The following is a 13,882-nucleotide window of genomic DNA, read 5'->3' on the forward strand; positions in this document are numbered from 1 at the left end:
GGGCTCATCCGCCCCTATAAATTTCTAGCCCTAGATGGTGGATGCGGACGGCGTCGCGTTCCACAGCGAGGCATCCCAAGCGCTATTGAGCGCCGCTTGCGCCTGCTTCTTTCTCGCCCTCTCCTCGCGAAGAAGATCCGCATTGAGATTGTATGTCCGCTCCGCGGCCTTGGCCTGCTGCCTTGCGGCGTAAGCATTACCGATGCCGCCCGCCAACGCACCCAGCCCGGTCAATACGTCGCTACCTTTGACGTTTTTTAGCCAGTCCCACATTTTCTATCCTTTCATACTGAATTTCTATTGATCTTAGCCCCAAAAATCCTTATTTTTATAAACTTCGGCGCGCCGAATTTATAGGTAGATTATGGGGTATAGTTCGCTTTTACCGCCCTTGCGGCGGCTTCGTTTTTCATATTTTGCGATCCGCTCAAGCAAAAACTCATACTGCTCCGCCTCGGCGATCCTAAACCGCTCCAAAGCTCTGTGAACCTCCTCATAGGCTCTTTCCGCCTCCCCTCGCACTTGAAACGATGCGGTATAGAACGATAAATTTTGATAAAATTCTGCAAGAATATACAACGCGTCATATACCTCCTCCGGATCAAGATCGACGAGTCTAATGACGGCGCGCACCTCTTTCCACGGCGTGACTTCCCAATACATATTAAACCGAGGCGTCATGCTACTGACGTAATCTATTTCGCTATCGTTCGTTCCGTCGAATTGGCTCGTCGGATGGTTTGCAAGCTCTTTTTTCTCCGGTATCTCTCCCGCAAGCGTGTTCGTGCTTATGCTTTTTCCGCTCGGAGCTCGCCACTCATTCGTTTTTGATTGGTAGGTGTATCCGCCGTAGGTTAGAGACTTTTGCGCCTGCGCCGCAGCGGCAAAGCCCGCCACCATCGCGCCGAGCGAAACCGCAGAGGCAAGCGCCGCGGACGAGCGAGCCTGTAAAGAGCTTAGCGCATACCCAAAGCCTAGAGTCGCGAGCGCCAAGCCAAAAGCCGCGCCGCCTACGTAGCCGATACTTTCGCCCCGAGCGTTGAATTGCGCACCGCTGAAAAGCGAATACGTCCCCGTGCTTGAGTTGTAGGTTCCGACAGGGCGGAAGTTTGAATCCACGAGTTCCGTGGTATTGCTAAATAGCGAATCCAGCCACTCGGCAAAGCTTAGGGGTTTTGAATACACATTCAGCCCCGCGCCGCCCGTTTTTAAATTTGCCAGCCTCTCGCCGCCGAAGCCAAAGCTTAAATCCTTGCCCGTGGCGACCTCGTAAATCTCCATAAATAGCTCTTTGATTAAAAAGCTCGTGCCGAAGCCACCGATATTTGAGGCTATCGTGCCGCCTCTTGAGATCAGCTTGCCGGCGTAATCCGCGATCGCGCCTATCGTGTCTTGAAATACCGCGTCCACGAGCGCGTCCGAGCTAAATTTCCAATTGATCAGCGATTCGGCAAAATAGCGCCCCGTAGCGCCGCCGTAATACTGCCCGATCTCACCCGCGATTCTTCGCAGATTCTCGCTTTCGATCTCGCGCACGCCCGTGCCGCCGCCGCCCGAGGGGGCGGACGAAGAAAAGGAGCTTTGCGGGATTTGCAATAGTCCGAATCCTAGCTGTAGCTTTCGCACCGCCTGTTTGATATGTTCATACGCCGCGCTGCCGTGTCCGCCTATATTCAGCTCGCTCGAAATCGGGCTTAGCGCAAACGCCGCAAAGTCCTCATTTAGAGACAAAATCGTATCGCTAAGGCTTACCGAGCCGTTTTCCATAAAGAGCCCCTCGAGGTTCGGCGAGGGCTTCGTGCCTGCGATATATCCCGCGCTGCCTGCGTAGAATATATCGAAGTTCTGCCCCGCAAGAGGATTTACGGGGTTGAAGTCATCGCGAGAGGCGATGTCTAGGCTATCGTTTACGGCAATGAAGGTTCTCATTTTTTGATCTCGAAGTTCCCCGGCATGATGTTCGTTAGCTCATCCTTGAGTAGAGTGGCGATGATGTTGAAAAGAGCCTTGTTCATGTCCGAAGGCACCGTCAAGCCGCCGTTGAGCGTGTTTTGCAAAAAGTCGCCGATTACGCTGCCGCCTTTGATTAGGCGGTTGTCCTTGACCTGCCTATTTATTGCTTCCTGCTGCGCCTTGGCAAGGGCTAGATCGCCCCTTGTCTTGTCGATTTGGGCGGCGAGCATATCTTTTTGAAGCTTGAGCTGCTCTATCTCAAGCGGCATTCGCTGCCTTTGCAGATCGATTTTGAGCTGCTCCGTTTCTATCTGTTTGCCGAGCAAATTCGTTTGAGCTTCGAGCTGCTGTTTTCGCAAAGGCAACTCCTCGCTTTCGCTTAGAAGTCGCAGGGCGATCTCTTGGCTGCTCGTCGTTACGCTCTGCGTCATTGACACTAGGGTGTTACAGAGCATATCGAATTTCCTATCGTTATGCAGTCCATAAAGCTGCATGTACTCATCGATCTTAGCAGTGAATTTTTGATACGGCGTATCTGCCGCCATAGTATCGCCGAGCACGCGCCTATAAATTTCGCTATACGCTTCTTTAAAATCAGCCATCTTGCAGTCCCCTTATATAATCCTCGACCCTCTTTGGGGTCTGGCGATACAGCAAGCTTGCGCGTAGGTTTTTTGCCGCCTGCGCGTAGTCTCCAGCTTCGATGCATTTCAGGGTATATCTAAAGCCAAGCAGCTTTGCGATGTCTAGCTGATACGCCATTTCGAGGATGGTATCCTGCACGCCCTGCGGCTTGCTAGCCAGCCACGGCAAACACTCCGGCACTCGCTTTCGCAGCCTAGCAATTTTCAAATTTAGGATTTTTTCCGCTACCTCTTTACTCATCGGCTCCGCCTTGCCGCCGTTGAGTTTGAGTTCGTCAGGGCTAAGAGCGGCTACCAAAAAGCCGTAGCCCACGGTGGGTTTACCTACGCTGTCTTTGTATATTCGCGTGCTAAATCCCTCGTGAGCTTTGATATTTTCTAGCAGGCTCATATCCCCTCCTCGTTTGTGATTTCGATGAATTCTATGTGTTTACCTATGCAAATTTTAAAAAATGAGTTGTATGTTTGCACCGAGTTCGTAACCCCTGCAGCGTTGTGTCCGTCGCCCAAGAGGATACACCCCGATGTTTCTTGCGGGATGTTGCCCGTATGGATCAGAATGTATCTATCTTTCGGCACCAGCTCGTTGTATAGAAGCGGACACATCCGTTTTTGTCTTGAGCTATTGTGCCACTCCATTTTATAGCGCCCCGCAGGTATGCGTCTATCCGTGCCCCGTTCGGTCGTATCGGGTCCCGCAGGCTCTAGGGTGAAACACTCAAAAAGCCTTTTCCCGTCGTCCGTGATCGTTAGCTTTCCTATGGTGCCGTCATAGATATTTTTAAATCTATTTATCTTGATCTTCATAGTTTGTCCTTTCAAAATCCGTATCTTTTAAATTTTTAATCTTCTTTGACAAGAAGCTATTTATTTTTGCTCTGACCCAATCGGCGCCAAACCAAGCCACCGCTCCGCTAAGAGCTATGCAAGATTTGGGGCTACCGGGCATAAACTCGCTCAGCACCGCGTAGCTTACGAAAGCAAACAGCATCGATGAGCCCACCGCTACCAGCCACGATATGACCTTTTGCCCGCCCGATCCTCGCAGCTTCATATTTCCGCTACCGATCCCCAGCATCGAGCCCAAAAAGCTTATGATCCCTACAAGTATGTAGTTCCACACTTCTTTATCGGTCCCCCACATTCGCGCACTCCTTCAGGAGCGCTTCGCAGGTTTGATAGTATTTTGCCAGCTCGACCGCGCTTTGCATATTGCTTGAATCAAATTTAGGCTTTACAGGGAGGCTTACTTTGCACCTTATCGGAACGAGGACGTCCTTGTATTCCGTCCTTACCATCGGCGCAGGTTTCGCCGCACACCCACTAAGAGAAACGCACAGAGCCAGCCCTATCAGAAAAAGAATAAATCTAATGATATACTCTCGCTTATGCTTAGCTAGCTCTTTTTGGTAGTTTCTGTCGAGCAAAAACGTCTTGCGCAGAGGCTTTGAATACTGCGGCATATATAGCTGTCCTGTTTTCATCTGCCCATCTCCCTGAATATTTCCTCATAGAATTTCAGCTTCTTTTCGCATTTTGCGTCCTTTGTCGGCGCCCCTATCCTTTTGTATCTCTTCTCTATCTCTTTTTTGATGATCGGCTCCGCGGCTTTGAGCTTTTCGTTTTGCAGAGCCATCTCTTTAACTCTCTCGTTTTGTAGATCGATCTTTGCGTTACATTCGCTTAAATTCGCCGCATAAATTTGCCCCTGCGCAACAGCGGCGGCAAGCTCTTTTCGCAAGTCCTCGATCGTGCCTGCTCGGGAGTGATTTAGGGCCAGCAACCCAAGGATAGCTACGATCAGCAAGCCGATGATTCCGAGATAAATTTTAAAATTAAACATTTTACGCCGCCTAGTCTTTCGCCGTGATAGTGATATTTCTGTAGCCCAAAACGATGTCTGGATTGTCGGTTTGAAGCGTTAGAGTTTTGTTTTCTATAAAAGCCGAAACATTAACGGAAACTTCCTCATACTCCCCGGAGTGAAAATGGCCATAAACCCGTAGGCTTTCACTTTGCCCGTAGCCACTCCCGCCTTTTACGTTGATATCTATTTTAAGCGCCGCTGCGGTTCCTACGCCCCCTTCGGCTTCTGCAAAATCTATCAAAATTGCGCGTAGCTCAAGCGTTCCGTTGAAGCCGTCGTTCAGATTACTTAGGGCAATGGCTGTTCCAGATTCATATGCCGTAATTGACCCGCTATTTTGATACACGAGTCCTCTAAAATCTCCATCGCCGCCAGCCGGCATAAGTATATGAGTCATATCATCGTCCTTTTTCTGTGATTCGCTCGGTCTTGCCGATATTTTGTTTTTGCGCTTTTCCCTCATCCATATCACTACGGCTGCTATCGCCGCCAGCATCGCTATAAAAAATAAAATTTTCATCTCATACTCTTCCTATTTTGATTTCGTTTTCGCTCACTACGAAGTATGCAAATACCTCGGTAGCTTTGAGCCCCGTAGGCACTACTCGAAAGCCGAGTGCCGCATCGTAGCTCGTGATATTCGTAGCGTTTCGCACTATCAGCGCGCCGCTCTGTCCGACCGTGCCGTTTTTCAAAGTCAGCTTGCCGGGCGAGCTTAAATTTAGGACGAAGTTGTCGCTCTGCCTCAAATCTACCTCAAGGCTCGTTATCGTGGTTATTTTCGCTCCGTTGGCGCCGTCTTTGCGGTGAAAGTTCGCCCCTTCCACGCCGATTAGTTTCGCGCTATCGGACGCGGCTTCGTCTTTACCGAGCTTTTTGCCGAGCTCCTTAGCGATCTCGGTTTCATTTGCGTCATAGACCGCGCTTGCAAGCTTTGCGAAGCTTACGGCGCGCCAGAGATTATCCGCCTTAAAAAACGGCACTAGCGCCGTCTGATCAAAAACAGCGCTCGCTCCGCCGAGGCTTCCTTGAAATTTGAAATTGCCAAGCTCGATTACGGCATTGCTTGGATTGAGTTTTATATCACGCGCGACGGCGTCGCTTCCGGTGCCGCACAGGATAACCTTGCCCCCTTTTTTGGCGCTGAAAACCCGCAGATCGTTTCCGCTCGGCGCGATATCCGATCCATCCGCACCGATGCCGACGCCCAGAGCCGCAACGCTTTTTACGTCGGCGCGCAGAAATTTCTCGGCTTCCGTTCCGCCCAGTTTTTTGCTGTCCGCCGCCTGATCGTCTTTGCCGAGCTTACCGGCTGCGCTGCTTTGAGCTGCTGCTGCGGCGCTTATCGCGGTATTTATACCTTGTGCGAGGTTGTCAAATTTCGCATTCGCCTCAATCTTTGAGTAGCCATACCCCACGCTCGCTTTGGTCTCTAGCTTCCCCTCGATCAAATTCGAGCTATAAGTTTGAGTGGCGCTTTGTGCCTCGTCGTTGATGATTCCGTTTTGAAGCAGGGTTTTAATCTGCTCTTTCAAAGAGCTTAGCTCCGTAAGAAGCGCGCCCGCGTTTTCTACCTTGTCCGCGGTAGCCTTGATCTGCTCCTGAAGTTTTTCTATGGATGCGAGGATCCCCGCCGCTTTTTGTTGCGCGCTCTTTGCGCTCTCGGCGTTTTGCTCGGTCGCCTCTTTGGCAAGCTTTGCGGTCTGCTCAGCTTGGGCCTGTGCCGCCGAAAGGGTCTGCGCTGCCTGCTCGTTTGCGCCTTGCAGAGCCTTTCTCATCGCTTCGTTCGCGGAAGCTACGGCGGCTTGCAGCTCCGACTTCTGCTGCTCTATCTGCTCTACGAGCTTCCCCGCCTGCTCGGCAAGCGGCGTTATTTTTTCCGCGGCGGCGAGGACTTCTTTGCAAATTTGCGTAAATTCTTTATCCGCCATTACGGTTTTACCTTCTCTTTCATTATCTTATCCAGCGCCGCCAGATCGGCTCGATCGAGCTGTTTATTTTGAAATTTAATAAAATCATAAATGAAGTTTCGCCACGAAAGATTGCGCGCACGGGCGACGTCTGCAAGCCAGAAATCAAGCTTTGCTAGAAACTCCGGCGCAAAGATATATATGCTAGATAGCGCGTAATCGACACCGTAGGGCTTTAGATATCCGCTCCGCGCAAGCGCGGTAGGCAGATCGGGCGTGTTTTCATCGAAATTATTTAGCTCGTATTCGCAGAGCGATCTTTGATAAAAGCTCCTGTATTTTTGATAATACTCGTCTCGTCCGCGTTTCGCGGCGATTCCGTAAAGCAGAGCGCTTATCAAACTATCGTCTTTGAAATCAATCTCGTCGCTATCATTCGCGGGAAGCTTAAATTTACGCACGAAGTAGTCTCCCCTCAGGTGATACGCCACCTCGAAGCTGCGATGATCTATCTCGATCATCTCAAGCGGAGTGATAGCCTTGCAAATCTCCAGCGTCGCTTCGCCCATCAGCGTCTTAATCTCCTCGTCGCTCGGAGCCAAGACGTCCGGGCGAGTCGCGATTTGCAGTCTTTCTTTAAAATTTGAAAAGGTCATCTCTTCTCCTTGTTTGGGGCAGGATTCCTGCCCCGCGCTTTAGGCTGCTAGGTTTTTCACCCAAGCAAAGGCCACCGGCGTGCAGACTCGAAGCGTGAATTCGGTCAAAATTTCCCTTTTGATCTCGTCGTTCTCACTCGGAAGCTCTCTTCTTCTGGTATTTCTCCAGTCCACCTTGTAGATGTCGTCGCTTCTGAATGCGATCAGCTCCGTATCCGCAAGCTCGGGGCTTAGCAGGATTTTTACGCTCTCGCCGTATTGAGAGTCGATCGCCTGCACCTTATCATGGAGATATTCCACCGTATTGTTTACCTGTTTGATTTTGTCGATGAGATCCATGATCTTATCGAGCTGCTTATCATTTACTAGGATGAAATCATACGGGCGGCTCTTCTTGTGTCCTACTTTGAGCACGTCTCTAAGCGTTTGCATGCTTAGTGTGGCATTTTTCGCATCGATCGTGTTTGTTACGGTGGCAAAGCTTTTCAGGCCACCGCACTTTCCCGCGGCCTTTGATGCGCCGGTATTGACGCGAGCAAGCGCCGCCTGATCGCTAAGTAAAATCTTCTCGATCGTCTGCTTGTGTCGGATGCCCGCAAGATCGCCCGCACGAGCGAGCACCATCGAGCCGTCCACTCTTTTGCCGTCCTCCTCGGTGCCGCTGACGCCGTAGGTGTCTTTGACAATTTGATAGTGGTTGCTTAGCTTGCCGCCGATCACGTATTTCAGCGCAGCCGGAGCGCCGCCCTCCATGTGGGCGTTGTTCAGATCGCCGTCGGGCGTCTCGTCATACATCCAAGTATGACCAAGAGCTGCGTTGGAACTCCTATCCCTCGGCGCACCCATTCCGATCGCCGTAAGAAACGGCGTGCTCTTCCATCCGATCTCTTTGATCGTATTCCAAAACTCAACCCCCGACTTGCCGAAAGCTTCCTCGGAGGTAATTAGCCCATCTCTGATAGTTGGCATCTCTTTCTCCTTTAATAAATTTTGCTAAGGTAGGCGAGCTTCTCCTCTTGGCTGATCTCGCCCTTGTTGATTCGGCGCGCCATCTCTCCTCTGTCGATAGCGCTGCCGCCCTTGCCGTGGACTACGTCATATTCGTCGTCCTGCGGCACCCCTTTGAAATATTTGAGATAGACGTTTTCAATCCCCGTAGGGTTGAAATTCTTCTCCAAATACCCCTTGTCCTTTTCATCGAGCTCAAACATCTTGTCGAGGACTTTTTGCATATTGAAGTCCCCGTATTCCTTTTTGAAATCTGTTTCGAGCTCTTTGAGCTGCCTTTCTTGCTCCATCGCGCGGAAGCTTTGATACTCCTCGTCGCTTAGCACCTTGCCTGCGGCGCCCTCTTTCTTGCCGGGCTCCGCGCCCTTGTTCGGCTCGTCCTTTACGGATTTGTCGTCGCGAGGCGCGGCGGATTTTTTAGGCTCGACCCCCACATCCTTGGCGGGTTCCACCTTGCCGTCTGCGACAGCCGCGGCGGCGGGATCTGTTACGCCCTCGTCCAAATCGTCGTCATAGATATCCACGTCCATCTCTACTCTCCTTCCTTGCTTGCTTTACTGCCCAAATTTGAAAGACCCTCGTTCGCTTTCACGTCGTCCTTTTTCCCGTCCTCATCCTTGCCGGACTTTTTCTCATCGGCTCCCATGGCGGACCACTCCTCGGCGCTAAAAATTTGCACCTCCAGCCCCGTCTCGTCCTTGTGTCTGACGACTACGTCGCCGATCTTTCCGTCCGAGATCTGCCCCGTGCTCTTGCCGTTTGAAAACACCATCAGCCCGTTGGTGGCCATATGGGTGATCGTGCCCAGCACCTTGAAATCGCTTTTTTTCATAGCTTTCTCCTTTGAAAATTTTTAATGATTCTATTTCTGCGCGTCCTAAATTTTTTAAACTTGATTTTCATCTCAAATCCCGCCGTTTAGCAGCGCCGCGCGATCCAGCTCGTCGTCGCTCGGAGGATGTTCGTCCCTATCAGGGACGTCCGGTGCCGCGCCGCCCTCATCATCGGCTGCGTCCTGCGCCTGCTGTGCCGCCTGAAGTTGGGCTTGCTGGAGCGCTTGTATCTGCGCCATAGCCTCGTCGATCGCCTCGATAGGCGCGTTTTCGCCGAGGATCAGAGTTAAAATTTCTTTGATGATCTCCCCTGAGATAGCCGGGGTTGCCATATTCGCCTGCGCCAAGACCTGCATTAAAGAGTTGAGCTGTCCGATTTTGACTTCGTTTGCTATGGTGGTACCGAAATTTACGTTCACGTCGAAATCAAGCGGCGCGCTGCGATCGCCTATCTTTTCGATGATCTGCGGATCTTCCGTAATCCGCACGAATTCCTCGTCGCTCGTAAATTTGTATATGAGCCAGACGAAATGTTCGGCGTAGCTTTGCAGCATCGTATCGAGCAGGGTTTGAAGCATGCTCTCTATCCTTGTGCCGGAAGCCGAATTGACCGCTTGAAGCGCGCTCGTAGCCCTGCGATCGCTCGGGCTCGTCTGCCCCGTCATTACGCTGTTTACGCCCGTCGCGATTTCGTATTCGTTCTTTAGCATCGCGATCTCTTCGCTCAGCCCATACGTGCCGGGCTCGCTCATTACGGTGATGACATCCTTAACCGTCCTACCCGGTCCCGGGCTTGTGCGGATAAATTTTTTTCGAGCCGTAATGTCGCTGATCGCTACGCTACCCGCGTCTTTATCTACGGCATAGGGAGGATCGATCTGGTTTTCTGTGATGTCGATCTTTTGATTGCGCTTGATGTTGTATTCCTCTTGCAGTTCCCAAACGATCTCTGGGATACACGAGCCGTATATCGCTATCTCATCCTCGCGCTCGTCCTCGTTTATGCTGGGCGTGATTTCGATGCAATATCCGTAGTGAAACGGCAGGCGGGAGAATGTCGCTTCGCGCACGAGAATGCCGTTTGCGTAGGTTTTGAGCTTCCATACGATCCGCCCCTGCTCGCGGCTTTTGACATACAGATCTCGCATCGCTATGCGCTCGCTGCCTGCCGTGGTCTGTGCGATCACGTTTCGGTCTTTGGATTTGTAGAATTTTCGCTCCAGCTTCTCTCTGATCTCTCTTGCCGATTGGTTGTATTTGTAAGCTACGTATTCGATGTCGTTGATGTCGCTTGCGTGGCGATCAAATGCAAGATCGGTGATCGGAATAAATTTCGTGCGGATCTGCGCGGCGGTCTTGTCGTAGAATAAATTTACGATACCTAGCGGCAGATAAAGCGCGCTAAGCACGGCTTTGGATAGCCCTACGCGATGCTCTTTCTTTTTCCAATAGTTTTTCAGCACCGCCGTAAGCGCGTTTTGCAGGATTAGATCGTGATCGCTTCGCAGTCCTACCCTCTTTACTTCGATCGGGCAGCGGTCGCTCATAAAGCTAGTTTTGAATATGCTATGGATGATATTTACGGTGGTTTTTACGAGCGGGACGTAAAGCTTTGAGCGGCTTCGCTCCGCGCTCTTGCGCTTGCTCGTGCGGTTGTCTTCTTTATAAACTGCACGATATGCTCGTTCGCAGCGCAGAAATCTCTCTTCCTGCTCCTCAAGATCCCTAAAAGCGCGCTCGATCAGCGAATAATCTTCGTCGTTTGGCATTTTCTACTCCGCAAAAGGGCGTATCCTGCCCGGATTTGACCCTATTTTTTGGATAGCTTATTCCCCCGCGTCCTAATTTTTCTATACTGCGATTTGCTTTTTTGTATCTTTTTTGATACAATGCGGGATATGAAAAAGATTGAGGCGGTTTTCTATCAAAATGCGGGCGGCAATGAGCCCGTGCGGGAGTGGTTGTTGGGTTTGGATAGAGAGGATCGCAGGATCATAGGAGAGGATATTGCGACGGTGGAGTTCGGCTACCCGATCGGGATGCCCGTGTGTAGAAGTTTAGGAAATGGACTTTATGAGGTGCGCAGCGATATTTCGGACGGAAAGATCGCAAGAGTGATTTTTATCGTGAAGCGCGGGTATATGGTGCTGCTTCACGGCTTCATAAAGAAAACGCAAAAGACGCCGAAACAGGATATCGCTTTGGCGAGCAAGCGCGCAAGGGAATTAGGGTAAAAGTAAGGTTAACAACAAAAAAAAGGAAGAGTGAATATGAAACTGGAAAATTTAAGTTCGTTTGATGATTTTTTGAAAGAGGACGGGCTTTACGAGCAGACGAAAGCCGTGGCGATAAAGCGCGTTATAGCTTATCAGATTGAAGAAGAGATGAAGGCTCAAAACATTACACAGACCGAGCTCGCGCAGCGTATGAATACCAGCAGAGCCGTCGTATCTAGGCTTTTAAATCCCAAAAACGGCTCTCTTACCCTAAGCACCTTAAGCTCTGCGGTAAGCGCGCTAGGTAAGAAGCTCGACGTCTCGATTATTTAACTATCCGCCGCCGCAGCCATTTAAACTTCGGCGGCGCCGATGAAATGCGGACAAAGCGAGGGCGCGCGTTTTAAGGGCGAATTTATAAAAAATCCGGTTTTAGCCCCTTTGCCGCACATTCGCTTAAAAACATATTGATAAGCGTTTGATACTTCGCGCCGCTCTGATCGGCAAGGGCTTTAAAATATTCGATCGTCTCGGCGTCTAAATTTATGCTGATCTGCTTTTTGAGCTTTTTTACATACGGATTTTTAACCGATTTGCTAAAATCATACTCTTTTTTCATCGTAACTCCTCGTACTGCTTGGTTTCGCGAGCGGTGGCCTTGCGCGCCGATATGATTCTGATGACCTCGTCCTTTTCACGGTAGCAATGCGCCACGACGAGAATTCTCGCTCGCGCGCTCATACCTAAAATGATAAATCGCTCCTCGTCTTCCGAATGCTCATCGTCGAATATCACGCGCGCAAACTCGTCGGCGAAGACGCTTTTTGCTTCGCCAAAGCTTACGCCGTGTTTGGCTAAATTGATCTCGGCCTTGCGCTTATCGAAGGTAAATTTTATATATTTCATAATTATATTATATAGATTTTTACTTATAGGAAGCTTATGTAATCGCTTCGGATTAGCTAGCGCAAAATTTTAAAATGAATTTTTATTTGTAAATTTCATATGCAAATAAATTTAATTATTTTCGGTCAGTTTCGTTTGGATCTGCTTTTTTTCTGTCTTTATTAAACCATTGAGGCAAAATAGCGATTATCGTCACGATGATACTCCCGCCGGCTATCCAATAATAATCTTTGTAAATGCTATAAAATAAAGAGCCGACCAGGGACAAAATAATAATTGTGGCAAAAATTTGTCCCCTTAGATTAAACTTTACAATCTGCGGCGCCTCCTGCGCTCTTAAGCTCTGCTCCTTCTCTTCGACGGCTAAAATTCTATCCTCGATTTCATGCCTATGCTTCTGATCATTTTCTAGGTATTGCATAGCCCTTTCCGCGTAATCGGGATCCTTTTGCAAAATCTGGTTGAGTTCCGAAGGGATAACATTTATATTTAAATTTTGCTAAACTGCCTTATCTATGTAGTTTTGAATCGGCTGGCTATTTATTGCCTGCGGATGATTGCTTCTTGGATTTTTTCTCTTTGATCTGCTCTTCGCCATATCTTTTCTCTAGCTCTTTTATTCTCTTTTTGTATATTCTCCTTGATAGGTCGCCCGCCCTATAGATCATATCGCTTTCAAGCGGGAAGGTGGTAAAAGCATTTCTAAATCCTGAAGCAATATATCTTAATGTCTCGCCCATCTTTCATCCTTTCTTGAAATTTTATTATGGAAAGTAATTTTACCAAAAAATCCTTAACCTTCGGTCGTTTTTGTAAATTTCCTCTTGTCGCTAAACGTCAGCCCCTTTTGGTTCTATAGCTCTTTGTTTTATAGGGGCTTTTGCTTCCCCTTTTTCCGGTGTAGGGATTGCGGTTTCCCTTCGTAGAGTAGTTATTGAACCTGCTGCTATCTTTGTAGCTTCTGTGATGCGACATCACGTGGGTGCCATTTCTCTTTGTATAGCCGCCCACCCGCTGTGCCGCATCCATACCGGTCGCAGCAAACATGCAAAAAATAAAAAGCAAAAATAGCTTTTTCATATTCCATCCTTTGTAAAAATTTTTATTGATTTTTTTCTTTCATAAATAGAGCCAAAATAGATATACCGAAAATAAAAAGCCATACACTTATAGCGATCTCTCCGTGAATCGTGAGCTTATCAAGTTTATAATATTCAAGCCCCGCAAACCATAAATGCTGAATAGGCCATATAAACGGGATACCGCTAACAAGACCACCTATAACTGCGGCAATAATGCTATCGTAGATTTTATACATTCCGATTATAGTATTTATGGCGCCTATTAGATGTGCAATAACTATGCCGATGCCGTTTAAAGCCAGAATAACCTGTTTCATTTTTTATCCTCTTGTTTTGGGGTTTTTATAGTTGAAATATCTATGCTTTCAGTATCCACTTTATTTTGTCCAGTAATATATCGAACCAATATTTTTTTGCCCTCTATTAGTTGCTTTTGTTGAGCTGGGCTTATAAAAAAAGATGCCCTAGTGTTTTTCCCGTAATATCCGGACATTATCTCGGCATCTACATCAAAGAATTTATTTTTATCGATCCTTATCCTTATTGTTTGATAACCAAAATTTCCTTTTGTGTATTCAACAAGAAATCCTTCTATGTTATCGGATATTATGATATACATATCGGTTTTTTGTGGACGTAGCTCTTTTTTCGCATGAAAAACGTTTATATTAAAAGGCGCGCTCCCGCAGTTTGTCCAATGGAATTTTTCATCGGTCATTTTATCTGCGCTCTCGTATAGCTTGCATTCTGCAAAGACAAAATTTAGCATCACGCATAAAACCAAAGCAATCTTTTTCATTTTTATAC

At 48.7% G+C, this 13,882-nt stretch carries 24 protein-coding genes; 2 read left to right on the forward strand and 22 right to left on the reverse strand.

Annotated features, from left to right (window positions below; translation table 11 throughout):
- Positions 1-30: 30 nt before the first annotated feature.
- The 15 genes from Q0117_RS00440 to Q0117_RS00510 form a co-directional block, all read right to left on the reverse strand.
- Positions 31-273 carry a hypothetical protein gene (locus Q0117_RS00440; RefSeq protein ID WP_297921036.1) on the reverse strand — a complete coding sequence of 81 codons (243 nt, stop codon included), beginning with the start codon at positions 271-273 and terminating at the stop codon, positions 31-33.
- Between the two features lie 78 nt (positions 274-351).
- Positions 352-1,929, reverse strand: a complete 1,578-nt coding sequence (locus Q0117_RS00445) for a hypothetical protein (RefSeq protein WP_297921039.1) — start codon at positions 1,927-1,929, stop codon at positions 352-354.
- Positions 1,926-2,555: a hypothetical protein gene (locus tag Q0117_RS00450; protein WP_297921042.1), complete on the reverse strand. Its 630-nt coding sequence runs from the start codon at positions 2,553-2,555 to the stop codon at positions 1,926-1,928. Before Q0117_RS00450 ends, Q0117_RS00445 begins: the two co-directional genes overlap by 4 nt.
- On the reverse strand, positions 2,548-2,988 hold the full coding sequence (locus Q0117_RS00455) for a lysozyme (protein WP_297921044.1): 441 nt from the start codon (positions 2,986-2,988) through the stop codon (positions 2,548-2,550). The genes Q0117_RS00450 and Q0117_RS00455 overlap by 8 nt, the downstream gene beginning before the upstream one ends.
- Positions 2,985-3,404 (reverse strand): DUF5675 family protein, encoded by a 420-nt coding sequence (locus Q0117_RS00460; protein ID WP_297921047.1) that lies wholly within the window; start codon positions 3,402-3,404, stop codon positions 2,985-2,987. Before Q0117_RS00460 ends, Q0117_RS00455 begins: the two co-directional genes overlap by 4 nt.
- Complete coding sequence (locus Q0117_RS00465; protein ID WP_297921050.1) at positions 3,385-3,741, reverse strand: hypothetical protein; 357 nt, start codon at positions 3,739-3,741, stop codon at positions 3,385-3,387. The genes Q0117_RS00460 and Q0117_RS00465 overlap by 20 nt, the downstream gene beginning before the upstream one ends.
- Positions 3,725-4,081 (reverse strand): hypothetical protein, encoded by a 357-nt coding sequence (locus Q0117_RS00470; protein WP_297921054.1) that lies wholly within the window; start codon positions 4,079-4,081, stop codon positions 3,725-3,727. The genes Q0117_RS00465 and Q0117_RS00470 overlap by 17 nt, the downstream gene beginning before the upstream one ends.
- On the reverse strand, positions 4,078-4,440 hold the full coding sequence (locus Q0117_RS00475; RefSeq protein WP_297921057.1) for a hypothetical protein: 363 nt from the start codon (positions 4,438-4,440) through the stop codon (positions 4,078-4,080). The genes Q0117_RS00470 and Q0117_RS00475 overlap by 4 nt, the downstream gene beginning before the upstream one ends.
- 10 nt (positions 4,441-4,450) lie before the next feature.
- Positions 4,451-4,984, reverse strand: a complete 534-nt coding sequence (locus tag Q0117_RS00480; protein ID WP_297921060.1) for a hypothetical protein — start codon at positions 4,982-4,984, stop codon at positions 4,451-4,453.
- A 1-nt stretch (position 4,985) separates the two neighbouring features.
- Positions 4,986-6,395: a hypothetical protein gene (locus Q0117_RS00485; RefSeq protein ID WP_297921062.1), complete on the reverse strand. Its 1,410-nt coding sequence runs from the start codon at positions 6,393-6,395 to the stop codon at positions 4,986-4,988.
- The gene (locus Q0117_RS00490; protein ID WP_297921065.1) at positions 6,395-7,030 is read right to left on the reverse strand and encodes a hypothetical protein; all 636 of its coding nucleotides are present in this window, start codon (positions 7,028-7,030) and stop codon (positions 6,395-6,397) included. Before Q0117_RS00490 ends, Q0117_RS00485 begins: the two co-directional genes overlap by 1 nt.
- A 39-nt stretch (positions 7,031-7,069) precedes the next feature.
- On the reverse strand, positions 7,070-7,999 hold the full coding sequence (locus Q0117_RS00495) for a DUF5309 family protein (protein ID WP_297921068.1): 930 nt from the start codon (positions 7,997-7,999) through the stop codon (positions 7,070-7,072).
- 11 nt (positions 8,000-8,010) lie between these two features.
- The gene (locus tag Q0117_RS00500; RefSeq protein WP_297921070.1) at positions 8,011-8,568 is read right to left on the reverse strand and encodes a hypothetical protein; all 558 of its coding nucleotides are present in this window, start codon (positions 8,566-8,568) and stop codon (positions 8,011-8,013) included.
- A gap of 2 nt (positions 8,569-8,570) precedes the next feature.
- Positions 8,571-8,870, reverse strand: coding sequence for a hypothetical protein (locus Q0117_RS00505; protein ID WP_297921073.1), 300 nt, complete (start codon positions 8,868-8,870; stop codon positions 8,571-8,573).
- Positions 8,871-8,942: 72 nt separating this feature from the next.
- Positions 8,943-10,640, reverse strand: a complete 1,698-nt coding sequence (locus Q0117_RS00510; protein ID WP_297921075.1) for a hypothetical protein — start codon at positions 10,638-10,640, stop codon at positions 8,943-8,945.
- 129 nt (positions 10,641-10,769) lie between these two features.
- Between Q0117_RS00510 and Q0117_RS00515 the strand changes: the two genes are divergently transcribed.
- Both Q0117_RS00515 and Q0117_RS00520 read left to right on the forward strand, forming a co-directional pair.
- Complete coding sequence (locus tag Q0117_RS00515) at positions 10,770-11,105, forward strand: type II toxin-antitoxin system RelE/ParE family toxin (protein ID WP_297921078.1); 336 nt, start codon at positions 10,770-10,772, stop codon at positions 11,103-11,105.
- A 36-nt stretch (positions 11,106-11,141) separates the two neighbouring features.
- Positions 11,142-11,420, forward strand: coding sequence for an XRE family transcriptional regulator (locus Q0117_RS00520; protein WP_297921081.1), 279 nt, complete (start codon positions 11,142-11,144; stop codon positions 11,418-11,420).
- Between the two features lie 82 nt (positions 11,421-11,502).
- Here the strand turns inward: Q0117_RS00520 and Q0117_RS00525 are convergent, their stop codons facing one another.
- From Q0117_RS00525 to Q0117_RS00555, 7 genes are all read right to left on the reverse strand, one after another.
- Positions 11,503-11,706, reverse strand: coding sequence for a BrnA antitoxin family protein (locus Q0117_RS00525; protein WP_297921084.1), 204 nt, complete (start codon positions 11,704-11,706; stop codon positions 11,503-11,505).
- Positions 11,703-11,993: a BrnT family toxin gene (locus tag Q0117_RS00530; protein ID WP_297921088.1), complete on the reverse strand. Its 291-nt coding sequence runs from the start codon at positions 11,991-11,993 to the stop codon at positions 11,703-11,705. The genes Q0117_RS00525 and Q0117_RS00530 overlap by 4 nt, the downstream gene beginning before the upstream one ends.
- 115 nt (positions 11,994-12,108) lie before the next feature.
- A complete protein-coding gene (locus tag Q0117_RS00535; RefSeq protein ID WP_297921091.1) occupies positions 12,109-12,414 on the reverse strand; it encodes a hypothetical protein in 306 nt (101 codons plus the stop codon).
- 115 nt (positions 12,415-12,529) lie between these two features.
- Positions 12,530-12,733 (reverse strand): hypothetical protein, encoded by a 204-nt coding sequence (locus Q0117_RS00540; RefSeq protein WP_297921095.1) that lies wholly within the window; start codon positions 12,731-12,733, stop codon positions 12,530-12,532.
- Between the two features lie 97 nt (positions 12,734-12,830).
- Entirely contained in the window at positions 12,831-13,073 is a 243-nt protein-coding gene (locus tag Q0117_RS00545; RefSeq protein WP_297921098.1) for a hypothetical protein, read from the reverse strand.
- A 22-nt stretch (positions 13,074-13,095) separates the two neighbouring features.
- A complete protein-coding gene (locus tag Q0117_RS00550; RefSeq protein ID WP_297921101.1) occupies positions 13,096-13,392 on the reverse strand; it encodes a hypothetical protein in 297 nt (98 codons plus the stop codon).
- Positions 13,389-13,874 (reverse strand): hypothetical protein, encoded by a 486-nt coding sequence (locus tag Q0117_RS00555; protein ID WP_297921104.1) that lies wholly within the window; start codon positions 13,872-13,874, stop codon positions 13,389-13,391. Before Q0117_RS00555 ends, Q0117_RS00550 begins: the two co-directional genes overlap by 4 nt.
- Positions 13,875-13,882: the final 8 nt, after the last annotated feature.

The organism is uncultured Campylobacter sp., from assembly GCF_937997535.1.
Classification (GTDB): Bacteria; Campylobacterota; Campylobacteria; order Campylobacterales; family Campylobacteraceae; genus Campylobacter_B.

Excerpts from the sequence above, each read along its gene's own strand:
- Q0117_RS00440 (WP_297921036.1), bottom strand. The coding sequence starts at position 273 with ATGTGGGACTGGCTAAAAAACGTCAAAGGTAGCGACGTATTGACCGGG.
- Q0117_RS00445 (WP_297921039.1), bottom strand. The coding sequence starts at position 1,929 with ATGAGAACCTTCATTGCCGTAAACGATAGCCTAGACATCGCCTCTCGC.
- Q0117_RS00450 (WP_297921042.1), bottom strand. The coding sequence starts at position 2,555 with ATGGCTGATTTTAAAGAAGCGTATAGCGAAATTTATAGGCGCGTGCTC.
- Q0117_RS00455 (WP_297921044.1), bottom strand. The coding sequence starts at position 2,988 with ATGAGCCTGCTAGAAAATATCAAAGCTCACGAGGGATTTAGCACGCGA.
- Q0117_RS00460 (WP_297921047.1), bottom strand. The coding sequence starts at position 3,404 with ATGAAGATCAAGATAAATAGATTTAAAAATATCTATGACGGCACCATA.
- Q0117_RS00465 (WP_297921050.1), bottom strand. The coding sequence starts at position 3,741 with ATGTGGGGGACCGATAAAGAAGTGTGGAACTACATACTTGTAGGGATC.
- Q0117_RS00470 (WP_297921054.1), bottom strand. The coding sequence starts at position 4,081 with ATGAAAACAGGACAGCTATATATGCCGCAGTATTCAAAGCCTCTGCGC.
- Q0117_RS00475 (WP_297921057.1), bottom strand. The coding sequence starts at position 4,440 with ATGTTTAATTTTAAAATTTATCTCGGAATCATCGGCTTGCTGATCGTA.
- Q0117_RS00480 (WP_297921060.1), bottom strand. The coding sequence starts at position 4,984 with ATGAAAATTTTATTTTTTATAGCGATGCTGGCGGCGATAGCAGCCGTA.
- Q0117_RS00485 (WP_297921062.1), bottom strand. The coding sequence starts at position 6,395 with ATGGCGGATAAAGAATTTACGCAAATTTGCAAAGAAGTCCTCGCCGCC.
- Q0117_RS00490 (WP_297921065.1), bottom strand. The coding sequence starts at position 7,030 with ATGACCTTTTCAAATTTTAAAGAAAGACTGCAAATCGCGACTCGCCCG.
- Q0117_RS00495 (WP_297921068.1), bottom strand. The coding sequence starts at position 7,999 with ATGCCAACTATCAGAGATGGGCTAATTACCTCCGAGGAAGCTTTCGGC.
- Q0117_RS00500 (WP_297921070.1), bottom strand. The coding sequence starts at position 8,568 with ATGGACGTGGATATCTATGACGACGATTTGGACGAGGGCGTAACAGAT.
- Q0117_RS00505 (WP_297921073.1), bottom strand. The coding sequence starts at position 8,870 with ATGAAAAAAAGCGATTTCAAGGTGCTGGGCACGATCACCCATATGGCC.
- Q0117_RS00510 (WP_297921075.1), bottom strand. The coding sequence starts at position 10,640 with ATGCCAAACGACGAAGATTATTCGCTGATCGAGCGCGCTTTTAGGGAT.
- Q0117_RS00515 (WP_297921078.1), top strand. The coding sequence starts at position 10,770 with ATGAAAAAGATTGAGGCGGTTTTCTATCAAAATGCGGGCGGCAATGAG.
- Q0117_RS00520 (WP_297921081.1), top strand. The coding sequence starts at position 11,142 with ATGAAACTGGAAAATTTAAGTTCGTTTGATGATTTTTTGAAAGAGGAC.
- Q0117_RS00525 (WP_297921084.1), bottom strand. The coding sequence starts at position 11,706 with ATGAAAAAAGAGTATGATTTTAGCAAATCGGTTAAAAATCCGTATGTA.
- Q0117_RS00530 (WP_297921088.1), bottom strand. The coding sequence starts at position 11,993 with ATGAAATATATAAAATTTACCTTCGATAAGCGCAAGGCCGAGATCAAT.
- Q0117_RS00535 (WP_297921091.1), bottom strand. The coding sequence starts at position 12,414 with ATGCAATACCTAGAAAATGATCAGAAGCATAGGCATGAAATCGAGGAT.
- Q0117_RS00540 (WP_297921095.1), bottom strand. The coding sequence starts at position 12,733 with ATGGGCGAGACATTAAGATATATTGCTTCAGGATTTAGAAATGCTTTT.
- Q0117_RS00545 (WP_297921098.1), bottom strand. The coding sequence starts at position 13,073 with ATGAAAAAGCTATTTTTGCTTTTTATTTTTTGCATGTTTGCTGCGACC.
- Q0117_RS00550 (WP_297921101.1), bottom strand. The coding sequence starts at position 13,392 with ATGAAACAGGTTATTCTGGCTTTAAACGGCATCGGCATAGTTATTGCA.
- Q0117_RS00555 (WP_297921104.1), bottom strand. The coding sequence starts at position 13,874 with ATGAAAAAGATTGCTTTGGTTTTATGCGTGATGCTAAATTTTGTCTTT.